This window comes from Clostridioides sp. ZZV14-6153, assembly GCF_020657855.1.
GTDB lineage: Bacteria > Bacillota > Clostridia > Peptostreptococcales > Peptostreptococcaceae > Clostridioides.
This window is the reverse complement of the sequence record NZ_JAGWCZ010000001.1, coordinates 226,743-245,928: the sequence shown is the minus strand read 5'-3', so window position 1 is coordinate 245,928 and position 19,186 is coordinate 226,743. Positions and strand designations below refer to the sequence as shown.

At 27.6% G+C, this 19,186-nt stretch carries 20 protein-coding genes and 1 other annotated feature; of the genes, 4 read left to right on the top strand and 16 right to left on the bottom strand.

Annotation, left to right across the window (positions count from 1 at the left end; all coding sequences use genetic code 11):
• Window positions 1-345: 345 nt before the first annotated feature.
• The 7 genes from KGF46_RS01165 to KGF46_RS01135 form a co-directional block, all read right to left on the bottom strand.
• Window positions 346-1,797: a leucyl aminopeptidase gene (locus KGF46_RS01165; RefSeq protein ID WP_227850154.1), complete on the bottom strand. Its 1,452-nt coding sequence runs from the start codon at window positions 1,795-1,797 to the stop codon at window positions 346-348.
• A gap of 15 nt (window positions 1,798-1,812) precedes the next feature.
• Window positions 1,813-2,253 carry a MarR family winged helix-turn-helix transcriptional regulator gene (locus KGF46_RS01160; RefSeq protein WP_227827474.1) on the bottom strand — a complete coding sequence of 147 codons (441 nt, stop codon included), beginning with the start codon at window positions 2,251-2,253 and terminating at the stop codon, window positions 1,813-1,815.
• Window positions 2,254-2,513: 260 nt separating this feature from the next.
• Window positions 2,514-2,942: a GerW family sporulation protein gene (gene ytfJ, locus KGF46_RS01155; RefSeq protein WP_227850153.1), complete on the bottom strand. Its 429-nt coding sequence runs from the start codon at window positions 2,940-2,942 to the stop codon at window positions 2,514-2,516.
• Entirely contained in the window at window positions 2,896-3,528 is a 633-nt protein-coding gene (locus tag KGF46_RS01150) for a DUF2953 domain-containing protein (RefSeq protein ID WP_227850152.1), read from the bottom strand. Before KGF46_RS01150 ends, ytfJ begins: the two co-directional genes overlap by 47 nt.
• A 198-nt stretch (window positions 3,529-3,726) precedes the next feature.
• Window positions 3,727-4,266 carry an SMC-Scp complex subunit ScpB gene (gene scpB, locus KGF46_RS01145; protein ID WP_227827184.1) on the bottom strand — a complete coding sequence of 180 codons (540 nt, stop codon included), beginning with the start codon at window positions 4,264-4,266 and terminating at the stop codon, window positions 3,727-3,729.
• Between the two features lies 1 nt (window position 4,267).
• Window positions 4,268-4,987, bottom strand: coding sequence for a segregation/condensation protein A (locus KGF46_RS01140; protein WP_227827183.1), 720 nt, complete (start codon window positions 4,985-4,987; stop codon window positions 4,268-4,270).
• Window positions 4,988-5,016: 29 nt separating this feature from the next.
• Complete coding sequence (locus KGF46_RS01135; protein ID WP_227434204.1) at window positions 5,017-5,613, bottom strand: site-2 protease family protein; 597 nt, start codon at window positions 5,611-5,613, stop codon at window positions 5,017-5,019.
• 258 nt (window positions 5,614-5,871) lie between these two features.
• Here KGF46_RS01135 and KGF46_RS19950 point away from each other — a divergent pair, with 258 nt between their 5' ends.
• The 3 genes from KGF46_RS19950 (at window position 5,872) to KGF46_RS01125 (ending at window position 7,494) form a co-directional block, all read left to right on the top strand.
• The gene (locus tag KGF46_RS19950) at window positions 5,872-6,006 is read left to right on the top strand and encodes a hypothetical protein (RefSeq protein WP_255287758.1); all 135 of its coding nucleotides are present in this window, start codon (window positions 5,872-5,874) and stop codon (window positions 6,004-6,006) included.
• Between the two features lie 207 nt (window positions 6,007-6,213).
• Window positions 6,214-7,068, top strand: a complete 855-nt coding sequence (locus tag KGF46_RS01130; RefSeq protein ID WP_227854585.1) for an AraC family transcriptional regulator — start codon at window positions 6,214-6,216, stop codon at window positions 7,066-7,068.
• A gap of 3 nt (window positions 7,069-7,071) precedes the next feature.
• A complete protein-coding gene (locus KGF46_RS01125) occupies window positions 7,072-7,494 on the top strand; it encodes a DUF2000 domain-containing protein (RefSeq protein WP_227434201.1) in 423 nt (140 codons plus the stop codon).
• 114 nt (window positions 7,495-7,608) lie between these two features.
• Here the strand turns inward: KGF46_RS01125 and KGF46_RS01120 are convergent, their stop codons facing one another.
• The 3 genes from KGF46_RS01120 to KGF46_RS01110 all read right to left on the bottom strand — a co-directional run bounded on the left by KGF46_RS01120 (window position 7,609) and on the right by KGF46_RS01110 (window position 10,904).
• On the bottom strand, window positions 7,609-8,772 hold the full coding sequence (locus KGF46_RS01120; RefSeq protein ID WP_227434200.1) for a D-alanyl-D-alanine carboxypeptidase family protein: 1,164 nt from the start codon (window positions 8,770-8,772) through the stop codon (window positions 7,609-7,611).
• Window positions 8,773-8,825: 53 nt separating this feature from the next.
• Window positions 8,826-9,026, bottom strand: a complete 201-nt coding sequence (locus tag KGF46_RS01115; RefSeq protein ID WP_227434199.1) for a CD1290 family small acid-soluble spore protein — start codon at window positions 9,024-9,026, stop codon at window positions 8,826-8,828.
• A 201-nt stretch (window positions 9,027-9,227) separates the two neighbouring features.
• Window positions 9,228-10,904 (bottom strand): ribonuclease J, encoded by a 1,677-nt coding sequence (locus tag KGF46_RS01110; protein WP_227827473.1) that lies wholly within the window; start codon window positions 10,902-10,904, stop codon window positions 9,228-9,230.
• A gap of 216 nt (window positions 10,905-11,120) precedes the next feature.
• Here KGF46_RS01110 and KGF46_RS01105 point away from each other — a divergent pair, with 216 nt between their 5' ends.
• Complete coding sequence (locus tag KGF46_RS01105; protein ID WP_227827181.1) at window positions 11,121-11,858, top strand: metal-dependent hydrolase; 738 nt, start codon at window positions 11,121-11,123, stop codon at window positions 11,856-11,858.
• Between the two features lie 120 nt (window positions 11,859-11,978).
• Here the strand turns inward: KGF46_RS01105 and KGF46_RS01100 are convergent, their stop codons facing one another.
• From KGF46_RS01100 to alaS, 6 genes are all read right to left on the bottom strand, one after another.
• Window positions 11,979-12,437 carry a Fur family transcriptional regulator gene (locus KGF46_RS01100; RefSeq protein ID WP_227434196.1) on the bottom strand — a complete coding sequence of 153 codons (459 nt, stop codon included), beginning with the start codon at window positions 12,435-12,437 and terminating at the stop codon, window positions 11,979-11,981.
• Window positions 12,438-12,712: 275 nt separating this feature from the next.
• The gene (locus tag KGF46_RS01095; RefSeq protein WP_009889069.1) at window positions 12,713-13,000 is read right to left on the bottom strand and encodes a DUF1292 domain-containing protein; all 288 of its coding nucleotides are present in this window, start codon (window positions 12,998-13,000) and stop codon (window positions 12,713-12,715) included.
• A 77-nt stretch (window positions 13,001-13,077) separates the two neighbouring features.
• Window positions 13,078-13,503, bottom strand: a complete 426-nt coding sequence (gene ruvX / locus KGF46_RS01090; protein ID WP_227827180.1) for a Holliday junction resolvase RuvX — start codon at window positions 13,501-13,503, stop codon at window positions 13,078-13,080.
• Between the two features lie 151 nt (window positions 13,504-13,654).
• Entirely contained in the window at window positions 13,655-15,826 is a 2,172-nt protein-coding gene (locus tag KGF46_RS01085) for a hypothetical protein (protein WP_227827179.1), read from the bottom strand.
• Between the two features lie 9 nt (window positions 15,827-15,835).
• The gene (locus KGF46_RS01080; RefSeq protein WP_003419418.1) at window positions 15,836-16,093 is read right to left on the bottom strand and encodes an IreB family regulatory phosphoprotein; all 258 of its coding nucleotides are present in this window, start codon (window positions 16,091-16,093) and stop codon (window positions 15,836-15,838) included.
• 24 nt (window positions 16,094-16,117) lie between these two features.
• Window positions 16,118-18,757, bottom strand: a complete 2,640-nt coding sequence (alaS, locus tag KGF46_RS01075) for an alanine--tRNA ligase (RefSeq protein ID WP_227856524.1) — start codon at window positions 18,755-18,757, stop codon at window positions 16,118-16,120.
• A gap of 67 nt (window positions 18,758-18,824) precedes the next feature.
• Window positions 18,825-19,068, bottom strand: a binding site (T-box leader).
• Between the last annotated feature and the right edge of the window lie 118 nt (window positions 19,069-19,186).

The window sequence follows — 19,186 nt, the reverse complement described above, 5'->3', positions numbered from 1 at the left end:
TGATGTAAGAAAATTTAAAGTTAACAGACATGCATTTAGAGATAATTTTGGAATTTGTCTTATTTACTTTTCATTTATATTTTTACTAAATACATTTACTGATTCACAATATTACTATAGCTTTTTAAGTTACAATACAACTACCATTTTCATATTTATTTTTGCTACTAGCATTGTGTACATACTTCCTCTTTTATCTAATATAGATACCTTTATCCTTGAAAAAAAGAAAAAGAGTAAATAATTTATTTAAATTTATAAATAAAGCCACTTGGACATTTTTTAAGTTTTAAAAATATCCAAGTGGCTTTACACGTTAAACTATAGTTTTTGTATTATATAATTTTATATCTCTGCTAAATAATACAATGTCCTAACAGGCTCTCCTGTCGCTCCTTTTGATTTATATCCCTTTGATTTTGATGATGTACTTGTACCTGCTATATCCATATGTATCCATGGAGTACTGCCAACAAATTCTCCAATAAAGGCTCCTGCTGTTATGCATCCAGCATTTTTACCTCCAGTATTTTTAAGGTCTGCTTCTTCTCCCTTTACCATATTTTTAAACTCATCATAAAGTGGCATCTTCCAGACTCTTTCTCCAGATAAAGTAGATGCTTTTTCCAACTCACAATAAAAATCCTCATTATTTGTTACTACAGGAGTTGCAACATTACCTAATAATGTTAGAGCTGCACCAGTCAATGTTGCTACATCAACAACTTTTGTCACTTTTTCATTATTTATAATGTAATATATTGCATCAGCTAATGTAAGTCTACCTTCTGCATCTGTATTTAAAACTTCAATAGTTTTTCTTGCCATAGAATTAATTATATCTCCTGGCTTATATGAACCTCCTGATAAAGCATTTTCACATGCAGCTACTACTGCTATAACATTTTTCTTTAATTTACTCTGAGATATGGCACACATAGCTCCTATTACACTTGCCGCTCCAGCCATGTCTGTTTTCATATCTAGCATAGATGCATTTGATTTTAAAGAATATCCACCAGTATCATAAGTCAATCCTTTACCCACTAGACCTAGTATATCTGTATTTTCTTCATCTCCAAAATAGCGCATTACTATAAATCTTGGTTTATTAACTGAACCTCTTGATACAGCAAAAAAAGCTTCCATACCCAATGCTTTTATTTTTTCTTCTTCATAAATCTCAACATTAAATCCATACTCTGCCCCAAGTCTAACTGCCTCTATTGCCAATGTCTTTGGGTATATTATATTTGATGGTTCGTTAACTAAATCTCTAGCTATTATAGTTGAATTAGATAGTATTTTAGCTTTTTCTATTTCATACTCTGCTTCTTTTTCAGTAAATATAATTATATTATCTATTTCTCTTTCTTCAAAAGCTTCACTTTTTGTCTTATATTTATCAAATTTATAGTTGCCAAGCAATATTCCTTCTGAAAAAGCACCTATCTGCTCTATGTCTAAATTAACATTTATTATGTTAATATCATTATTTTTACATACTTTATTTCTAAATACCCCTTTTATTTTTTTACACAAGTTGCCACCTATGATTCTAAGTTTTTCCTTATCTAAAGATTCTTTCTTACCAAGACCAACTAAGCAAAGGTCTACTAGATTGTCATTTTCAAGCAATGTCACAATTTCTATGTTATTTTCTTTAGCACTGAAGTTTTTACTTACAATATTTAATTTATCAAACATTGTAGAAACATTCTCATCTTCAAACACAGTAACTACAGTTATAGCATCATCCAAACTTTTTAATATTTCTTTAGAACATTTTATATGCATATTAAATTCTCCTTTTTAAAATAATTGTTCAATTATATTTCTAGAGTCTTCCAAAGAAGCAGATAATTTATCTTTGTTTTCTATATCTAAACAGTTCATTTTATCACTTATTATAGATATAAATTTTAATATTTCATCATCTAGTATTTTTTCTCCACTTTCAGTTATTCCATAAAAAGTATTTCGTCTATCTCTACTATCTTCTTCCCTATATACATACTCTTGCTCAACTAACTTATTAAGTAATATACACAAACTAGAAGTAGATACATGTAAATCTCTACTTAAATTTTTAAGTTCCATTTTATTATGTTTTCTTATACTTACTAAAGCAAAAAATTGCCTTTCTGTAAGTACTTTACCTTTTTTATATCTTTCATTATTAATAATCTTTATTAAATTATGAAAGTTATTCATACTCTCCAACAACAAAATAGATAACTCTTTATCACTCATAAAATTCACCTCAAAATTAATAATTGGGACTCCCTCTTATCCCCCAAATATGTTTATATATCTCTAATATAATACTTCTTTTCTTTTTATAATTATACTATAGATAAACTTTATTATCCATTTAAATTGTTTTAAACTAAAATATTATTAGGTATAAAGTAAAAAACATTTAAATTACATTATAAAATAGTGAGACTTATATCAATCTCACTATTTTATTCAATGATATATTTTATTTTCAAAACTATTCTAATCTTATACTACATATTGTTCTTGTCTGTATTTTTATTATTTTGAGATATATTCTGAATTTTTTCTAATACTCTAGGAGTTATAGACAAGATATTATCCACTAGATTAATATTACTATCTAAGCTCATTATTCTAGTCTCTCCACTTTCAACTACTACAAATGCTACTGGTTGTACAGATATAGCTCCTGCACTACCTCCTGCAAAATTTGTATCTGCTTTTTCACTTTTTATTTCAATATTTTTATCTTTCTCATCATATCCTTTTGAATACTCTCCTCCACCTATACCAAATCCAATTGTTACTTTTGATATAGGAACAACTACTGTAGTATCTGTTTTTATAGGGTCTCCTATAATAGTATTTGCATCTATAGAACCTTTAATAGTTTCAAGAGTTGTTTCCATAAGACTTTGTATCGAACTTGTTGCTCTCATTACTATCACCTCCCTTATAATTTCCTTTATTTTTATTCATAACTTTATTAACCATTATTATAAAATGAAATAAATCTTTTATTCTTGACCTTATATGTATCCTTACATTTCCCAAAAAGTAATCTTTTGTAAAATTTGGATTTACATTTAAATATATTTTTTCTGCATCAATTATATTAAATAAATTTCCATATAGGGTATTTATTAATACATACACAGAAGATGTCAAACTTATATTTTTAGTTCCAAAATCAATGTTTGAATAAAATTCATGTATTTTTATCTTTTTTAATAGTCTATAAACACTTAAAAGGTCATCAGCTAATAATATACTAGAGTCTATATTATTCTTCATCCCCTCTTTTTTATCATTATTGTTACTATTTTCAGCTGGATAGAGTTGTCTATTTATATTTATTAAATCAAACATGTATTTTATATTAAGTTTTAAACAAACATCTTTATTGTTTATATCTGCTATTAATAAGATATTTATATGAGACATTAAAAACAATATAATTATACTTATTATAAAAATTATTGCTACTATTAAGTATTTAAAATTAAGTAATTCATTAATCTCCATGTTTATATTATCATCAAAAAATTACTATTTATACTTAATTAACCATATTTATTTTACCAAAACCATTTTTTTATATTCACAAAAAAAACACAATAACTTAGATTATTTTAAACCGTCTAAAAAATTTAAAACTATAAACTAAATTACTGTGTTCTTCATATTTTTATTTTAAAATTAACATTATCTTTGTATAACACTTTATTCATTTGTTACTGCTTCTTGATAAGTTTCTATAGCAGGCAACTCTTCAAGGCTTTCTATATTTAACAGCTTTAAAAATTCATCTGTTGTCTTATAAATTATTGGTTTTCCTATTTTATTAAGTCTACCAGCCTCTCTTATAAGTTGATTTTCAAATAGAGTTTGTAACACCTTATCACATTTTACTCCCCTTATATCTTCTATCTCTACTTTTGTTATTGGTTGTTTATATGCAATTATAGTAAGAGTCTCTAGTGTAGCTTGACTCAAACTTTTCTTTTTCTTTGGTTCAATAATTTTTTTTATATATTCTGCATAATCTTCATTTGTACACATTTGATATTTGTTTTCCAATTTGATTATCTGAATACCTCTATTTTTTTCTCTATACTCATCAATAAGCAAATTTAACATAATCTCTATCTCTTTTGATGAAAGTTCTTTATTTATTATATAATTTAATTCTTTTATACTTATTGGGTCACCATATGCAAACATAATAGATTCTATAATACACTTTATATCTTCTCTTTTCATTTTAACACTCCGAACTTTTTCTTATTAAAATATCATCAAAAAATATATCTTGTACCACTACTATTTCTTTTTCTTTTATAAGCTCCAATATAGATAAAAAAGTAGCAATTATTTCATCATTTTCATATGATTTTATGATATTTGTAAAAGTAACTTCTATTTTCTCTTTTATAACATTTCTTATATACACTATTTTTTCTTCCACAGATATTATCTTTTTTCTCACTATTTTATCCAATTTTTCATCATTAGTATTTTCAATTTGTGATGTTTTAACCTTAAATATATATGGAAGTATATTTTTTATTGCCTCTATTGATATATCTTCTAAATCTACATTATCATCAATAACTATTTCTTCTTTTGTTCTATAAAATCTTTCATTAATATAAGTTATATTTTCCCTTATATCTTGTGATGCTATTTTAAATTTTCTATATTCTTCTAATTTCTCCATAAGTTCTATTCTTGGGTCTTCTTCTTCATCCTTTTGTTTGTAAAGTAAGTATTTAGATTTTATCTCTAAAAGCTTAGATGCCATAGTTATAAATTCGCTAGTTATCTCTAAATCCATTTTATCTAACATTTTTAGATAATTAAGATATTGCTTAGTTATATCTATAATTGATATATCTTTTATATCTATCTTATGTTTAGTTATCAAGTCATACAGCAAATCTAATGGTCCCTCATAGACTTGTAATTGTATATTATACTTCATATTAACCCCTCTTTAAGTTGTTTATTTTATTAAACAAATAAATATACTATTCTTAGTAATACGGTATATATTGGTGTTAATATTATTTGATATATACCTGTAAATAAAGCAATCAACAAAATTATATAACTCATATTTTCAAATTTATACACATATTCATTCCATTTATATGGAACAAGTGTAGATATAACTCCCCATCCATCAAGTGGAGGTATAGGAAGTAAATTAAAAGCAGCAAATCCCATACTATATAAGAATACATATTCAGCTATTGTATTTATCGCATACATGTGCACATATTTATTTATAATGACACAGACTATAGCAGTCAGAACATTACAGAAAACACCTGCAAGTGAAACTATCAAATTGCCTATCTTGTAATTTTTAAAGTTATTAGGATTTACTGGGACTGGTTTTGCCCATCCTATTCTAAGAATAAACATAGCCAAAAGACCAATTGGGTCGACATGTCTTACAGGATTTAATGTCATTCTTCCATAAGCCTTAGCTGTATCATCACCTAATAAATGTGCCGAGTATGCATGACCAAACTCATGTATTGATATTGCCATGGCTATACCAACCAAACTTGCTACGATTTCTCCTATATTCATACTTAACATTAATGTACATCTCCTAAATTGAATTTTTAATACTATTATAACAATTAAATAACTTATAATCAAAATTATTTTATATTATAATAATTGTGTATACAGGCATAAAATTAAAATTCATTTTTTATTTTATAACTTTTATTATTATATCATATTAGCTGTAAAAATATAATAATTACACTTATTGGTAGTATAATATTATATTGACATAAACTGACATTGTTGTTATCTTATCCGTGTATTACAAATAAAGAGAGTAACAAAATGAATAGTACTGTAGAAAATAATGAACTGAAATTTATATACACAATTGAATCAGATACAGCCCTTGTATTAAAATTTATAAAAGAATTTGCTTCTTATGGGAACATGTTAGACGAAGTTATTGCAACTGAATAAATACTTAATAACTAGCTATTTGTAAAGAAAAAGGCAGAAGCTTTAATCGGTTAGCAAAATAAATTACATATAAATATTATTTAATTTGACAACTAAAAAAATTAAGTTGTCATTTTTTTAGTTGTTATTAGTTTTTAGTCAATATCATACAAGAAGTACAAAAAAATATATGTTACACTTTATACAATATGAAAGGAGGTTGTTCAGGTGAAACAAGAAAAACGCACAGTATGTTTTGATAGTGAATTAGAAGTTGAAGCATATAGATTCAAAGGTATCATGCAAAATTTTCCAAACCATTTTCATGAACACTATGTAATTGGTTTTATAGAGAAAGGTCAAAGATATTTATCATGCAAAAACAAAAAGTATACTACAAGCACAGGAGATTTATTACTTTTTAATCCTTTTGATAGTCATACTTGTGAACAAATAGATAATGAAGTTCTTGATTATAGATGTATTAATATTAAACCAGAAATAATGCAAAAAGCTGTCTTAGAAATTACAGGGAAAAATTATTTACCTAAGTTTAATCAGCAGGTAATATTTCGTAGCGAATTAGTACCTTTACTACAAGAACTACATCATATAATTATGGAAGAACAATTAGATTTTAAAAAAGAAGAAATATTCTTTTTCCTAATTGAACAAGTAATAAATGAATATACAGAACCAGTTTTGCAGTCTAACTCAGAAAAAATAAGTACAGAAATTCAAATAGTCTGTGATTATTTAGAAAATAATTATGCTGAACGTATAGCACTTGATGAGTTAAGTTATCTAGCAAAAATGAATAAGTACTCATTACTTCGTAATTTTACAAAATTAAAAGGCATTACACCTTACAGATACCTTGAAAATATACGAGTAAATAAAGCTAAGAAACTTTTAGAAAATGGAATAGAACCCATAGATGCTGCTATACAAACAGGATTTGTAGACCAAAGTCACTTTACAAATTTCTTTAAAAACTTTATTGGTCTTACACCTAAACAATATCAAAATATATTTATAAACAATGATAAAAATAACTCTAAAGAAGATGAAAAGGAGAATTAAAAAATGGAAAATAAAAATGTGAAATGTGTTATGGTAATAGATGAAAATTTACCAATGGGAATTATATCAAATACAGCAGCGGTAATGGGAGTTACACTAGGTAAGTATACTCCAGAAATAGTAGGTCCAGATGTAGTTGACAAAACAGGTAATAATCATTTAGGAATTGTTGCTATACCTGTACCTATCTTAAAAGGAAACAAAGAAATTATAAAGAATTTACGTAAAAAATTATATACTCCTGAATTTGAAGGATTAACTGTTGTAGATTTTTCAGATGTTGCACAAGGTTGTAATATTTATGAGGAATTCACACAAAAAATTGCCACTGTCCAAGAAGACGAACTACAGTATTTTGGTATAGGAATATATGGAAATAAAAAGCAAGTAAATAAACTTACAGGTAGCATGCCTTTACTTAGATAATCATTGTAAGCATATGATTATAACAACTTTTAATAGACTAAATAAAAATACCCATATAGTACTTCTATACGGGCATTTTTTATGTGAATTATAGTTTTATCTTATCACAAGTGATTATATCATATTATCAATTATTCTTTGAAGCATTTGTAGGTAACTTGCCTTATTTATATCTTTATTATTTATTAATTCTACTTCACCTATTACTTTTTTATCTTTACATATCTTTATCTTTCCTAAAACAGTACCTTTTTTAATTGGCATTTTAGGATTTTTTACTATTTCTATTTTCTTTTCAAACTTTTTAGAACTTCCTTTTTTAATAAGAGCATTTAAGTCTTCTTTAGCAACTAATTTGACTTTATTTTCATCAGCTTTATCTAATGTAAGTGTAGCAATATTATCTCCCTTACTACATAGCTTAACGCTTTCATAATTTGCAAATCCATAATTTAAAAGACTAGATGCATCATTAAATCTTTCGGGAGAAGTTTCTGCACCTAAAGTTGCCGCAACTAAATGAGTATTACCTCTTTTTGCTGATGCTGATAGACAATATTTAGCTTCTTGAGTAAATCCAGTTTTAACACCAGTAGCTCCTTGATAATGCTTTATAAGCTTATTAGTATTTGCAAGACCTACTGTAACTTGTTTTTTACCTACTACAACCTTATCCATCCATGTAGTTAAGTATTTGCTTATCATTTCATGTTTTAATAATTCTCTAGACATTAAAGCTATATCATGAGCAGATGTATAGTGATTTGCTACTGGAAGTCCATTTGTATTTGCAAAATGAGTATCATTCATATTTAACTCTTTTGCTTTAGAATTCATCCTATCAACAAATCCTTCAACACTTCCAGCCAAGTGTTCAGCCATAGCTACACAGGCATCATTTGCAGAAGCAACAGCTATACCTTTTAATAAAGTATCAACTTTTTGAGTTTCTCCTGGCTCTAAAAATATTTGACTACCACCCATACTAGATGCAGTTTCACTCACTTGTACTTCATCATCAAGTTTAATATCACCTGAATCCAAAGCTTCTACAATAAGTAACATTGTCATTACCTTTGTTACACTGGCAGGAGGAAGCTTTTTATGAGCATCCTTTTCATATAAAATTTGTCCACTACCAACATCCATCAAAATTGCCGATTTTGAAGATATATTTAGTTGGTTGGCATCAGCATTGTCCTTACTATTTGCAAAAGAAAAACTCAAAGGAGTAAATGCAAGTAATATAGCCAAAGCAGTACTAGCTAATTTTTTCATAGATGTCACCTCTTAAAGTTTATTTAAACTTATTTTCTCACAATTAACTTTTTTTATTCTAAATGCCTAGATATACCTTGACCTAAATTTTTTTTCTTTTCAAGCTTTTTAAAATAACCTTCTAAAACACCTTTATTAGATGCATTTTCTATTATTTCAAAGGCATCTTCATAATTCATTCCATATTCTCCTGCTATTTCCATCTTAGTTTGTTTTAAAGCTTTTCTAGCATTTTGTTTTGAAATATTATCCATAAATATCCTCCTATTAATAAAATTTATATATAAGTAGTTTTTACTAATAAAAGATTGTTATAATTGGTATTTTATGTAATATGTAAATTTTTCAATATTAAAAAGACCCCTTGTAATTCTTAAGATGATATCAATTTAATTTTTTGATATCATTTTAAAAATTACAAGAGGTCTACTTTTCAATTTTATAAACTTTATATCCTATACTTCCATTATTATAGGAAGTATCATTGGATTTCGCTTAGTTTTTTGATATAAATATTCTTTTAGGTTTTCTTTAATGTTATTCTTTAAATAAGCCCATTCTTTAATATTTTTCTCTTCACACTCGTTTAGAACGTTTTTGATTATATCCTTTGCTCCATCCATTAAATCTTCAGACTCTCTTACATACACAAAGCCTCTAGATATTATATCTGGACCTGCTAAAACTTTACCTTCATCTTTAGAAATAGTTACTACAACTATCATAAGACCATCTTCTGATAAATGCTTTCTATCTCTTAAGACTATATTACCTACATCTCCTACACCTAATCCATCAACTAGTATGTTTCCTGTTTGTATACGATTTGCTACTTTAGCAGAGTTCTTATCTAACTCTAAAACATCTCCTGTTTGCATGACAAAAATATTTTCCTTGTCCATACCAAGTTGTTCAGCTATTTCAGCATGTCTTTTTAACATTCTATATTCACCATGAGCTGGCATAAAAAACTTTGGTCTAACTAATGCATGTATAAGCTTTAATTCTTCTTGACAGGCATGTCCAGAAACGTGTATATCCGCTATATCACTATATACTACTTCTGCTCCTTTTTCAAATAAGAAGTTTATTACTCTTGATATTAATTTTTCATTTCCTGGTATTGGATGAGCGGATATTATCACTAAATCGCCACTCTTTATTTCTACTTTTTTGTGCTCTGAAAAAGCCATTCTAGCAAGAGCTGACATAGGTTCACCTTGTGAACCAGTCGTTATTATCACTAACTCGCCATCTTCATACTTGTATATATCATTTAAATCTATTAGCATATCATCAGAAATATCTAAATATCCTAATTCCTTGGCAACTCCAACTACATTTACCATTGAACGACCTGATATAGCAACCTTCCTATTAAACTTTTCAGCGGTATTTATTATTTGTTGTAATCTGTGTATGTTAGATGCAAACGTAGCAACTATAATTCTTCTACCATTTCCCTTTGCAAATAACTCATCAAGACCTACTCCAACAGTTTTTTCAGACATAGTAAATCCTGGTTTTTCTGCATTAGTACTATCTGCTAACATTAAAAGAACTCCTTTTTTGCTTAACTCACAGATTCTATGCATATCCATAACATCACCATCAATTGGAGTTAAATCAATCTTAAAGTCTCCTGTATGGTATATTATCCCTTGGTCTGTGTGTACTGCAATAGAGTAAGCATCTGGTATACTATGGTTATTTTTCAAAAACTCTACTTCCATATTATCAAGCTTTATAACTTGTCTTGGAGTTATGACATTTAACTTAACATTATTCATCTTATGTTCTTTCAATTTTACTTGTATAAGACCTATACTAAGTCTCGCTCCATATACAGGAACATTTATCTTTTTTAGTATATATGGAAGAGCTCCTATATGGTCTTCATGTCCATGTGTAATAAATATACCCTTTATTTTATCCCTGTTTTTGACTAAATAAGTTATGTCTGGTATAACTATATCTACCCCTAACATTTCATCTTCTGGAAAACTAAGTCCAGCATCTATAACAATTATTTCATCTTTATACTCAACAACAGTCATATTTTTTCCAACTTCGTTAAGTCCACCTAAAGCCATTACCTTTATCTTGTTGGTGTTCTTTTTGAACAATTGCATCATCTCCTTCTGTCTATTTAATTTTTTAACACGTTCTACAATCTTAAATAATATCAAATCACGCACTCGCTACCAGTTATTCTTATTGTACCATAATTCGTATCATATTTTAAGCTATATTTAAAATACATTTAACGTATTATTTTGACAAACCTATTTTATTTTGATATCCTCTAAATATTATATGATTTAATATCTGATATTTTAGGAGGATTTATGCGTGGTAAAACTCATTGTGCAATAGGAATTTTAACAGCTATCCAGACATCTTTAATTTTTAAAATTCCTATATCTCTAGTAGATATTTTAGTTTCAGCTACTTTTGCAGTACTGCCCGATTTGGATAAATCTAATTCTATGGTCTCAAATTTCATTCTAAAAAACAATATATCCAAATACATATATAGAATTTTTATATACGCTATTAATATTATTATTTTCTTTATTTCAATAAATATAAATGATAATTTTTATTTAAGTGCAATAATTACATTTGTTGCAATTATAATTATTGAGGCAAAACTAACCCATACATTTCTGAGAAAAATCTTTCTATCATTAATATTTATACTATTAGCTATATGCTTATACATCGTAGAAGTTGAAATATATTTTATAATTTTTTGTCTAATGTTGTCAATTTTCCCCTGGCTAAAGCACAGAAGCTTTTCTCATAGTATATTTGCAACCATCATAATATATTTTTTACTAAAACAAATAGAATTAATCACTAGTATTAATAATTTATCTTTTTATGGAACACTTGGCTATGCAAGCCATATGTTTTTAGGGGATTTATTTACAAAACAAGGAATACCACTTTTTTATCCACTAAGTGAAAAAAAGATTTCCTTAGGATTTTTAACAGTCGGAGGACCATTTAGTAATTTTATAGAAAAATCATTTATTTTCATACTTATAGGATTAATTATATTTTCAATATTAAAATTATAAAAAGCTTTAAAGCTATTTATCTTTATACTATATATCCAAATTTATAATAAAAAATGGAAGAATAGCATAGAATATAAAAGTTCTATACTATTCTTCCATCGACATTAAATTACAGAAGAACTATTCTTCTGAATCACTTATTTTATTACACTCATCACATAATCCATAAAATTTAACATCATGATCAAGTATTTTAAATTTGTACAATGATTGTATTTCTTTTTCTATATTGTCTAAAAGGTCTTCTTTAGCTTCCATTATCTTTCCACAATTTTTACAAATAAGATGATGATGATTATGACAGTCTTCTTTATGTAGACTAATCTCATATCTTATACACCCATCATCTAAGTTTAGTTTTGATATTAATCCTATTTCGTCTAATAACTGCATTGTTCTGTATACAGTAGCTAGACCTATTTCAGGACAGTCAACCCTAACTAAATCATAGATTTCTTCACTACTTAAATGTGAATGGTCATGTTGAAGCAATATCTCAACTATTGCTCTTCTTTGTGGCGTAATCTTAAAACCAGTTTCTTTTAACTTGTCTTTTAATAAATCCATTGTGTTTGCCATAACATCACCCTTACTATTTTCAATTGATAATCTTTATTAAGTAATATTGTAATTGATAATTCTTTTTTTGTCAAGACATTTGAAAAAATTTAATTTCTTCTCATAATATAAATATATACCCATAAAAGATATATTATTCACCAAAATCTATAAATTTTTTAATAAAAAATAAAAAAACAGATATATACTATAAATACTTTTTACAATTAATAATTCTTAATTAAAGTAAATACAGTAAAATACCTGATTTTTTATATACAAACTTAATTATTTACTTAGTTAAGTCCATTTGATTCATCTTCATCGTAATTTAAACCTTCTTCTTCCATTATAGCAGTATATACAGCTACAACAGTTTCATACTCTTCATCACTTTCTAAAGGTATTAGTATTTCTCCTTCTTCATCTTCATCAATTCTAAATATTAAAGCTTCTTCAGCCTCTTCATCATCTAAAGGCATTAATATTGCATATTCTTTTCCTTCTGCTTCTAATGTTAATATTATTTCAAATTGGCTTTCTACACCATTTTCATCAATTAAATTTATTATATTTTCTTCCATAATGTCATTCACCTCAAATTTATTTTTATTTTTATTATTTATATTATATATCATAAGTATTCAATTTTATAGTTCTTTTATGAATTTCTTTTAAAATCTAAATATCCTTGTAAAATTATTACTGCTGCTAACATATCTATAACCTTTTTTCTTTTTTGTCTGCTAACATCTGCTTCTAACAAAGACCTCTCTGCTGCTACTGTAGAAAGTCTCTCATCCCAAAAATCTACATCAATTCCTGTTTCTTCTTTCAATAATTCACAAAACTTAATTACCTTTTCTCCTTGTGGTCCTAAAGTACCATTCATATTTTTTGGTAATCCTGACACAATTTTATTTACTTGTTTTTCTTTTATTATAGCTTTTAATTCTTCAATATCCTTCTTCTTGCCAACTCTTCTTACCGTTTTTATACCTTGTGCAGTTAATCCCATTAAATCACTTACAGCAACTCCAATAGTTTTATCTCCAACATCAAGACCCATTATTCTTCCATCTAACATATTTTCTCCTTTTATTTACCTTATTTTATAAACCATATACATTTCATTAATTATAAAAATTGCAATATGAATTTTTGATGTAAGCTGTTTGGTTTACATTAATAATCATATTGCAATTTTTTATTCAAAGCATATATGCATTAAAAAATTTTTAGTTATTTTTTTCAAATATTATCATGTTTATGCTTATTATTATAAGTGGTATAAGTATATATATAGATGCTGTAGATGCAGCAACTATACCAGAATCATTAACTAAAAGAGTAATTATACAACCAACCATAGATGCAATGAATCCTTTGAACAAAATTGGGAAATTATTCATTATCTTTCTAAAATGTCTAGATGGTTTAAATATAAGTACTGCAATCACACCAATTCCCACAAGTAAAATATTTACCCATACACTTGTCTGTGCTAATTGCATATTCATTTGAATTTTTCTTCCAAATGTCTGTAATATCTCCCCTGGTCCATTTAAGAAAATTCGTTGTACAAACATCCCTAAATGAGATTCACTACCAGAGATTATATCTAGAGCTGCAAATGCACAAACAACAACTACAGCTGAAATAGCTAATAATGCAATTTTTTTAATGTCTAGTTTAACATCATATATAAGCATTATAAACAACAAATATGCTACACATTCTGATATCGCTCCACCAACATTTGCCCCCATAGAAGGATATGCACTAGTTATAAGTATTATTAATGAAAATATTACAACAAGTGGCTTAGAAACCTTCTTGTAATGTAATAAAACTGCTAAACCAAATACTGCACTTGCTATGGTTACACCTTCATACTCATTTCCTACACCATAGTATCTGGCACCAATAACAGCATCATAACTCATTATATTATTTTGCATTAAGTACGTTCCAAATACAGAATCTATAACTATTACTAAAATAGTCAGTGTTGCAAAAAATCCCATATGTTTTATATCATTGTCTTTAAATAACTTTCGACCTAATAAGTATAACACTAGTGTAGTTACAAATATTCCCAAAGATATTGTGATTGGGGTCTTAAAATTCATTAAAGGAGCCAACATAAATGACAGAGGCATTATTATACCCAATTTTATAAACTCCTTAAGTACTTTGAATACACGCTCTTTATGTGGCATATAATTTCTAAAGAATATTGCAAACATTGCAATTACCCAAGAAGCAGATATTACACCTACAAATCCATTTATAATACTTGACCTTATAGATGATATAGATACTATCTTTTTATAAAGTGATTGTAGGTAATTAGCATTATCTTCTCTGTCAACCAAAGAATAACTTCTACCTACCATTTCATCATTTTTAAGACCAAATTCATTTAATATGTCCACTCCAACATCTAAGTTTGCAACAATACCAGCTTTTCTTGTCGTAGCAGACTCCAATAGACCTTTTCCTTCTCCATTAAATTTTATTATTGGAGAAAGTCTTCTCTTATTTTTATAATCTAAATCACTTGGAAAAGCACTTGATATATAAACAGTATCATTTTCTCCAGCCATAGAAAATACTTCTTTAAGGTATTTATCTATATTTTTTACAATATTTTTCTTCATTGCAGCATAAGTATTATCATTTAGATTCAATCTATACATATCTAATCTATATGTATCTCCAAGCTCTACAAATATAGCATCACTATTTTTATAAGACTTTTTAGTTTCATCTAATAACTTATTGTAGTCCGTAGCTATTCCAAACGGCATCTTAGAATCTTTTTTGTTAATATCATCAATATTACCAGAATCAATTCTTCCATATTGATCCATAGCAACTAAACATAAATTTCTATTTTTAACCAATTGATTATTTTCAATTATATCAGCATTTCCAATTACTGAGGTTTTTAGCCCATTTTCTGATAAAGTTTTTCCTAATGAACCTAAGCTTGCTCCATATTCTCCATACTCTAGATTTTCATTTATTGACCTATTAATACTTAAATTATTTATCTCTTTAGCTTTTTGACCTGTTGCAACTTCAAAAGTTTTAGCAGTATCTTGGTCTACTTTTTGAAAATTGATATAGTCTTCAGTAGTTACATCAGCTCTTGTTCCTGCACCCATACTAGCATAAGACCTTCTATCATCAGTACCTTGATCCCCTCTTATATTCATAAGAGCTATATGGCCTCTTTTTTCTAGCTCACTCTTTAAGATTGGAACCTTCAACATACTTCCAAGATTGGTCCTATTCATATCAATAAATATGACTTTGCCCTTTTCTTCAGCAGAACTGTAGCTAGCAATTGATACAAAAATCATAATAACTACTGCCAACAATGACATAATCTTTTTTCTCATTTATTTGACCTACTTTCTATTCAGATAGTGCGTGATTACTTCTTCAAGTATCTCATCTCTTTCAAATTTTTTAATTATAGCTCTTGCATTTTTATGACTAGTTATATAACTAGAATCACCAGAAAGGAGATACCCTATAATTTGATTTATAGGGTTATATCCTTTTTCAACTAGTGCTTTATATACAAAATCTATTGTGTCTCCCACACTCATTCTATCTTCTGGTATTCCTTCAAATTTCATAGTATAGTCTAAATCTTTTTCCAAACTAAAACCCTCCTTAAGTGAATGTTATTTAACTTGTGTCTTAATAACCTCACTTGCATAGCTTAGAGCTTGGTCAACCTTAGATATGTCACTAGCTCCTGCCTGTGCCATATTAGGTCTTCCTCCACCTTTTCCTCCAGCTATTTTTGCAACTTCTCTAACTATATTACCTGAATGTATTCCTTTATCTAATACATCTTTAGTAGCAGTAACTACAAAGTTAACTTTATCATCTACTATATTTGCCAATACTACTACACCAGATCCAAGCTTATCTCTTAAATTATCTGCTGTTTCTCTTAGTGTATCCATATCCATACCTTCAAATTTATTAGTTATTAAGTTAACTCCATTTACTTCAAGCTTAGAATCAAAAATAGAATCAGCCGATTGTAAACTCATTTTAGTCTTTATATCATGTAATTCTTTAGATAAATTTTTATTTTCTTCTAATAAAGAACTTATTCTTTGAATTAAATTATCTTCTTTAGATTTTAAATTTACACAAACTTCAGATATAATTCCTTCTTTTTCTTTTAAGTATTCATAAACAGCTTTTCCTGTTATTGCTTCTATTCTTCTTACTCCTGCTGCTACTCCACCTTCAGACAAGATTTTAAACATTCCTATTTGAGAAGTATTTGTCAAGTGAGTTCCTCCACAAAGTTCTGTAGAATAATCTCCCATAGAAACTACTCTTACTTCATCACCATATTTTTCACCAAATAGTGCTGTAGCTCCTTTTTCTTTTGCTTCTTTTATATTCATAATATCACATTTTATGTCTAAAGATGATAAAATAACATTATTTACTTTTTCTTCTATCACTTTTAATTCTTCATTTGATATAGCTTCAAAATGAGTAATATCAAATCTTAATCTATCTGGAGTAACTAAAGAACCAGCTTGATTAACATGCTCTCCTAATACTTCTTTTAATGCCTTATGAAGTAAATGTGTAGCACTATGGTTTCTTGCAGCAGACATTCTAACATCTCTATCTACTAATGTCTTTACTCTATCTCCATTGCTTGTTTTTCCTGATTTTATTATACCTATATGTTTTATACTATTATTAGCACCTTTTTTAGTATTTAATACTTCCACTACTAAATTTTCATTAGTTATTAATCCACAATCACCAACTTGTCCTCCACCTTCAGGATAGAAAGTGGTATTGTCTAGTACTATGGATACTTTATCACCTTCTTTTGCATTTTGAACTAACTCATCATCTTTAACTATAGCTTCAATAGTTCCTTCACCATATAATTCACTATATCCATTAAACATACTATCTATAGTAGATTCTAATTTTGATAGAGGGTCTTCCTTCCAACTTTCTCCATCCATATTTCCTCTAGCATTTCTAGCTCTTTCTTTTTGTTTTTCCATTTCTTCATTGAAAGACTCTTCATCTACAGATAAATGTTCTTCTTCTAAAATTTCTTTAGTTAAGTCTATAGGGAATCCATAAGTATCATACAGTTTAAAGGCTTCTTGACCACTTAAAACAGCTTTTCCTTCATTCTTTAATACTTCTATATATGAGTTCAATATTTCTGTTCCTTGGTCTATAGTTTCATTGAATTTTTCTTCTTCTATTCCAACAACCTTTTTAATATAACTTTCTTTTTCAACTAAAACTGGATATGCTTTATCATTTACCTTTATAACTTCATCTATTAGTTTTTGTAAGAATAATTCTTTTACACCTAATAGTTTACCATGACGAGCAGCACGTCTAAGAAGTCTTCTAAGAACATAGCCTCTTCCTTCATTTGATGGAAGTACTCCATCACTAACTAAAAATGTTACAGCTCTTATATGGTCAGTTATTATTCTTATTGATATATCATTTTTTGGATTTTCTCCATATTTTACTCCTGTTAACTTTTCAACTGCTTCTAATATAGACTTAATCGTATCTACTTCAAAGATAGTATCCACACCTTGCATGATACATCCCATTCTTTCAAGACCCATACCTGTATCTATATTTTTACTTTCTAATAGACTGTAGTTTCCTTCTTCATCTCTATCAAACTGAGTAAATACATGGTTCCAGAATTCTAGGTAACGGTCACAATCACAGCCTGGTTTACAGTCTGGATTATCACATCCATATTCTTCTCCTCTATCAAAATATATTTCTGAACAAGGACCACAAGGACCTGTACCTATCTCCCAGAAGTTATCATCTTTACCAAGTCTAACCATTCTATCTTCTGGGAAATTCATTTCTTTTGCCCATATATCATAAGAGTCATCATCTTCTTCATATACAGTTACCCATATTTTATCTTCTGGTATACTTAGCCATTCTGTGATAAATTCCCATCCCCATTTAATTGATTCTCTTTTAAAGTAATCTCCAAATGAGAAGTTACCCATCATTTCAAAGAAAGTAGCATGTCTTGCAGTTATACCTACATTTTCTATATCTCCTGTTCTTATACATTTTTGAGATGTACACATTCTTAAACTTGGAGGTACTTCTACACCTGAAAAATAGTTTTTTAAAGGTGCCATACCTGAGTTTATAAGCAATAAACTCTTGTCATTGTTTGGTACTAAAGAATAGCTGTCTGCTACATAGTGACCTTTTGACTCAAAAAATTCTAAAAACTTACTTCTTATCTCGTTTAGTCCCATCTTTTCCATATTATGTTCCTCCTAATAAATTATATTTTTTCGTTTAAATAAAAAACCTCGTCCCTATAAATAAATTTATAGGGGCGAGGACAATCGCGGTACCACCCTAATTATCATAAAAAATTATGATATCTTCGGAAAACCTTAGCTATAACGTAACTACCGTCAATCTCTACTTAAATCTACCTTTTAATTCAAGGTACATTGTTCAAAATTGCTACTAAAAGGCTGCTTCAAATATTTTATTCTAAGGGCTTTCAGCATGTTCCCTCTCTCTGTAAGACATCAAATACTTTACTATTCCTTATCACTGTATTTATTTTTAATTAATATAATAATTATATTACTAAATTTTACAAAATTAATCAATACTATATTTTCATATACAATAAATTTATTTTATAAACTTTGTTTTAGATTTATAGACTATATTACTTA

Coding starts and splice junctions, on each gene's coding strand:
- KGF46_RS01165 (WP_227850154.1), bottom strand. CDS start 1,797: ATGCATATAAAATGTTCTAAAGAAATATTAAAAAGTTTGGATGATGCT.
- KGF46_RS01160 (WP_227827474.1), bottom strand. CDS start 2,253: ATGAGTGATAAAGAGTTATCTATTTTGTTGTTGGAGAGTATGAATAAC.
- ytfJ (WP_227850153.1), bottom strand. CDS start 2,942: ATGAGAGCAACAAGTTCGATACAAAGTCTTATGGAAACAACTCTTGAA.
- KGF46_RS01150 (WP_227850152.1), bottom strand. CDS start 3,528: ATGGAGATTAATGAATTACTTAATTTTAAATACTTAATAGTAGCAATA.
- scpB (WP_227827184.1), bottom strand. CDS start 4,266: ATGAAAAGAGAAGATATAAAGTGTATTATAGAATCTATTATGTTTGCA.
- KGF46_RS01140 (WP_227827183.1), bottom strand. CDS start 4,987: ATGAAGTATAATATACAATTACAAGTCTATGAGGGACCATTAGATTTG.
- KGF46_RS01135 (WP_227434204.1), bottom strand. CDS start 5,613: ATGTTAAGTATGAATATAGGAGAAATCGTAGCAAGTTTGGTTGGTATA.
- KGF46_RS19950 (WP_255287758.1), top strand. CDS start 5,872: ATGAATAGTACTGTAGAAAATAATGAACTGAAATTTATATACACAATT.
- KGF46_RS01125 (WP_227434201.1), top strand. CDS start 7,072: ATGGAAAATAAAAATGTGAAATGTGTTATGGTAATAGATGAAAATTTA.
- KGF46_RS01120 (WP_227434200.1), bottom strand. CDS start 8,772: ATGAAAAAATTAGCTAGTACTGCTTTGGCTATATTACTTGCATTTACT.
- KGF46_RS01115 (WP_227434199.1), bottom strand. CDS start 9,026: ATGGATAATATTTCAAAACAAAATGCTAGAAAAGCTTTAAAACAAACT.
- KGF46_RS01110 (WP_227827473.1), bottom strand. CDS start 10,904: ATGCAATTGTTCAAAAAGAACACCAACAAGATAAAGGTAATGGCTTTA.
- KGF46_RS01105 (WP_227827181.1), top strand. CDS start 11,121: ATGCGTGGTAAAACTCATTGTGCAATAGGAATTTTAACAGCTATCCAG.
- KGF46_RS01100 (WP_227434196.1), bottom strand. CDS start 12,437: ATGGCAAACACAATGGATTTATTAAAAGACAAGTTAAAAGAAACTGGT.
- KGF46_RS01095 (WP_009889069.1), bottom strand. CDS start 13,000: ATGGAAGAAAATATAATAAATTTAATTGATGAAAATGGTGTAGAAAGC.
- ruvX (WP_227827180.1), bottom strand. CDS start 13,503: ATGTTAGATGGAAGAATAATGGGTCTTGATGTTGGAGATAAAACTATT.
- KGF46_RS01085 (WP_227827179.1), bottom strand. CDS start 15,826: ATGAGAAAAAAGATTATGTCATTGTTGGCAGTAGTTATTATGATTTTT.
- alaS (WP_227856524.1), bottom strand. CDS start 18,757: ATGGAAAAGATGGGACTAAACGAGATAAGAAGTAAGTTTTTAGAATTT.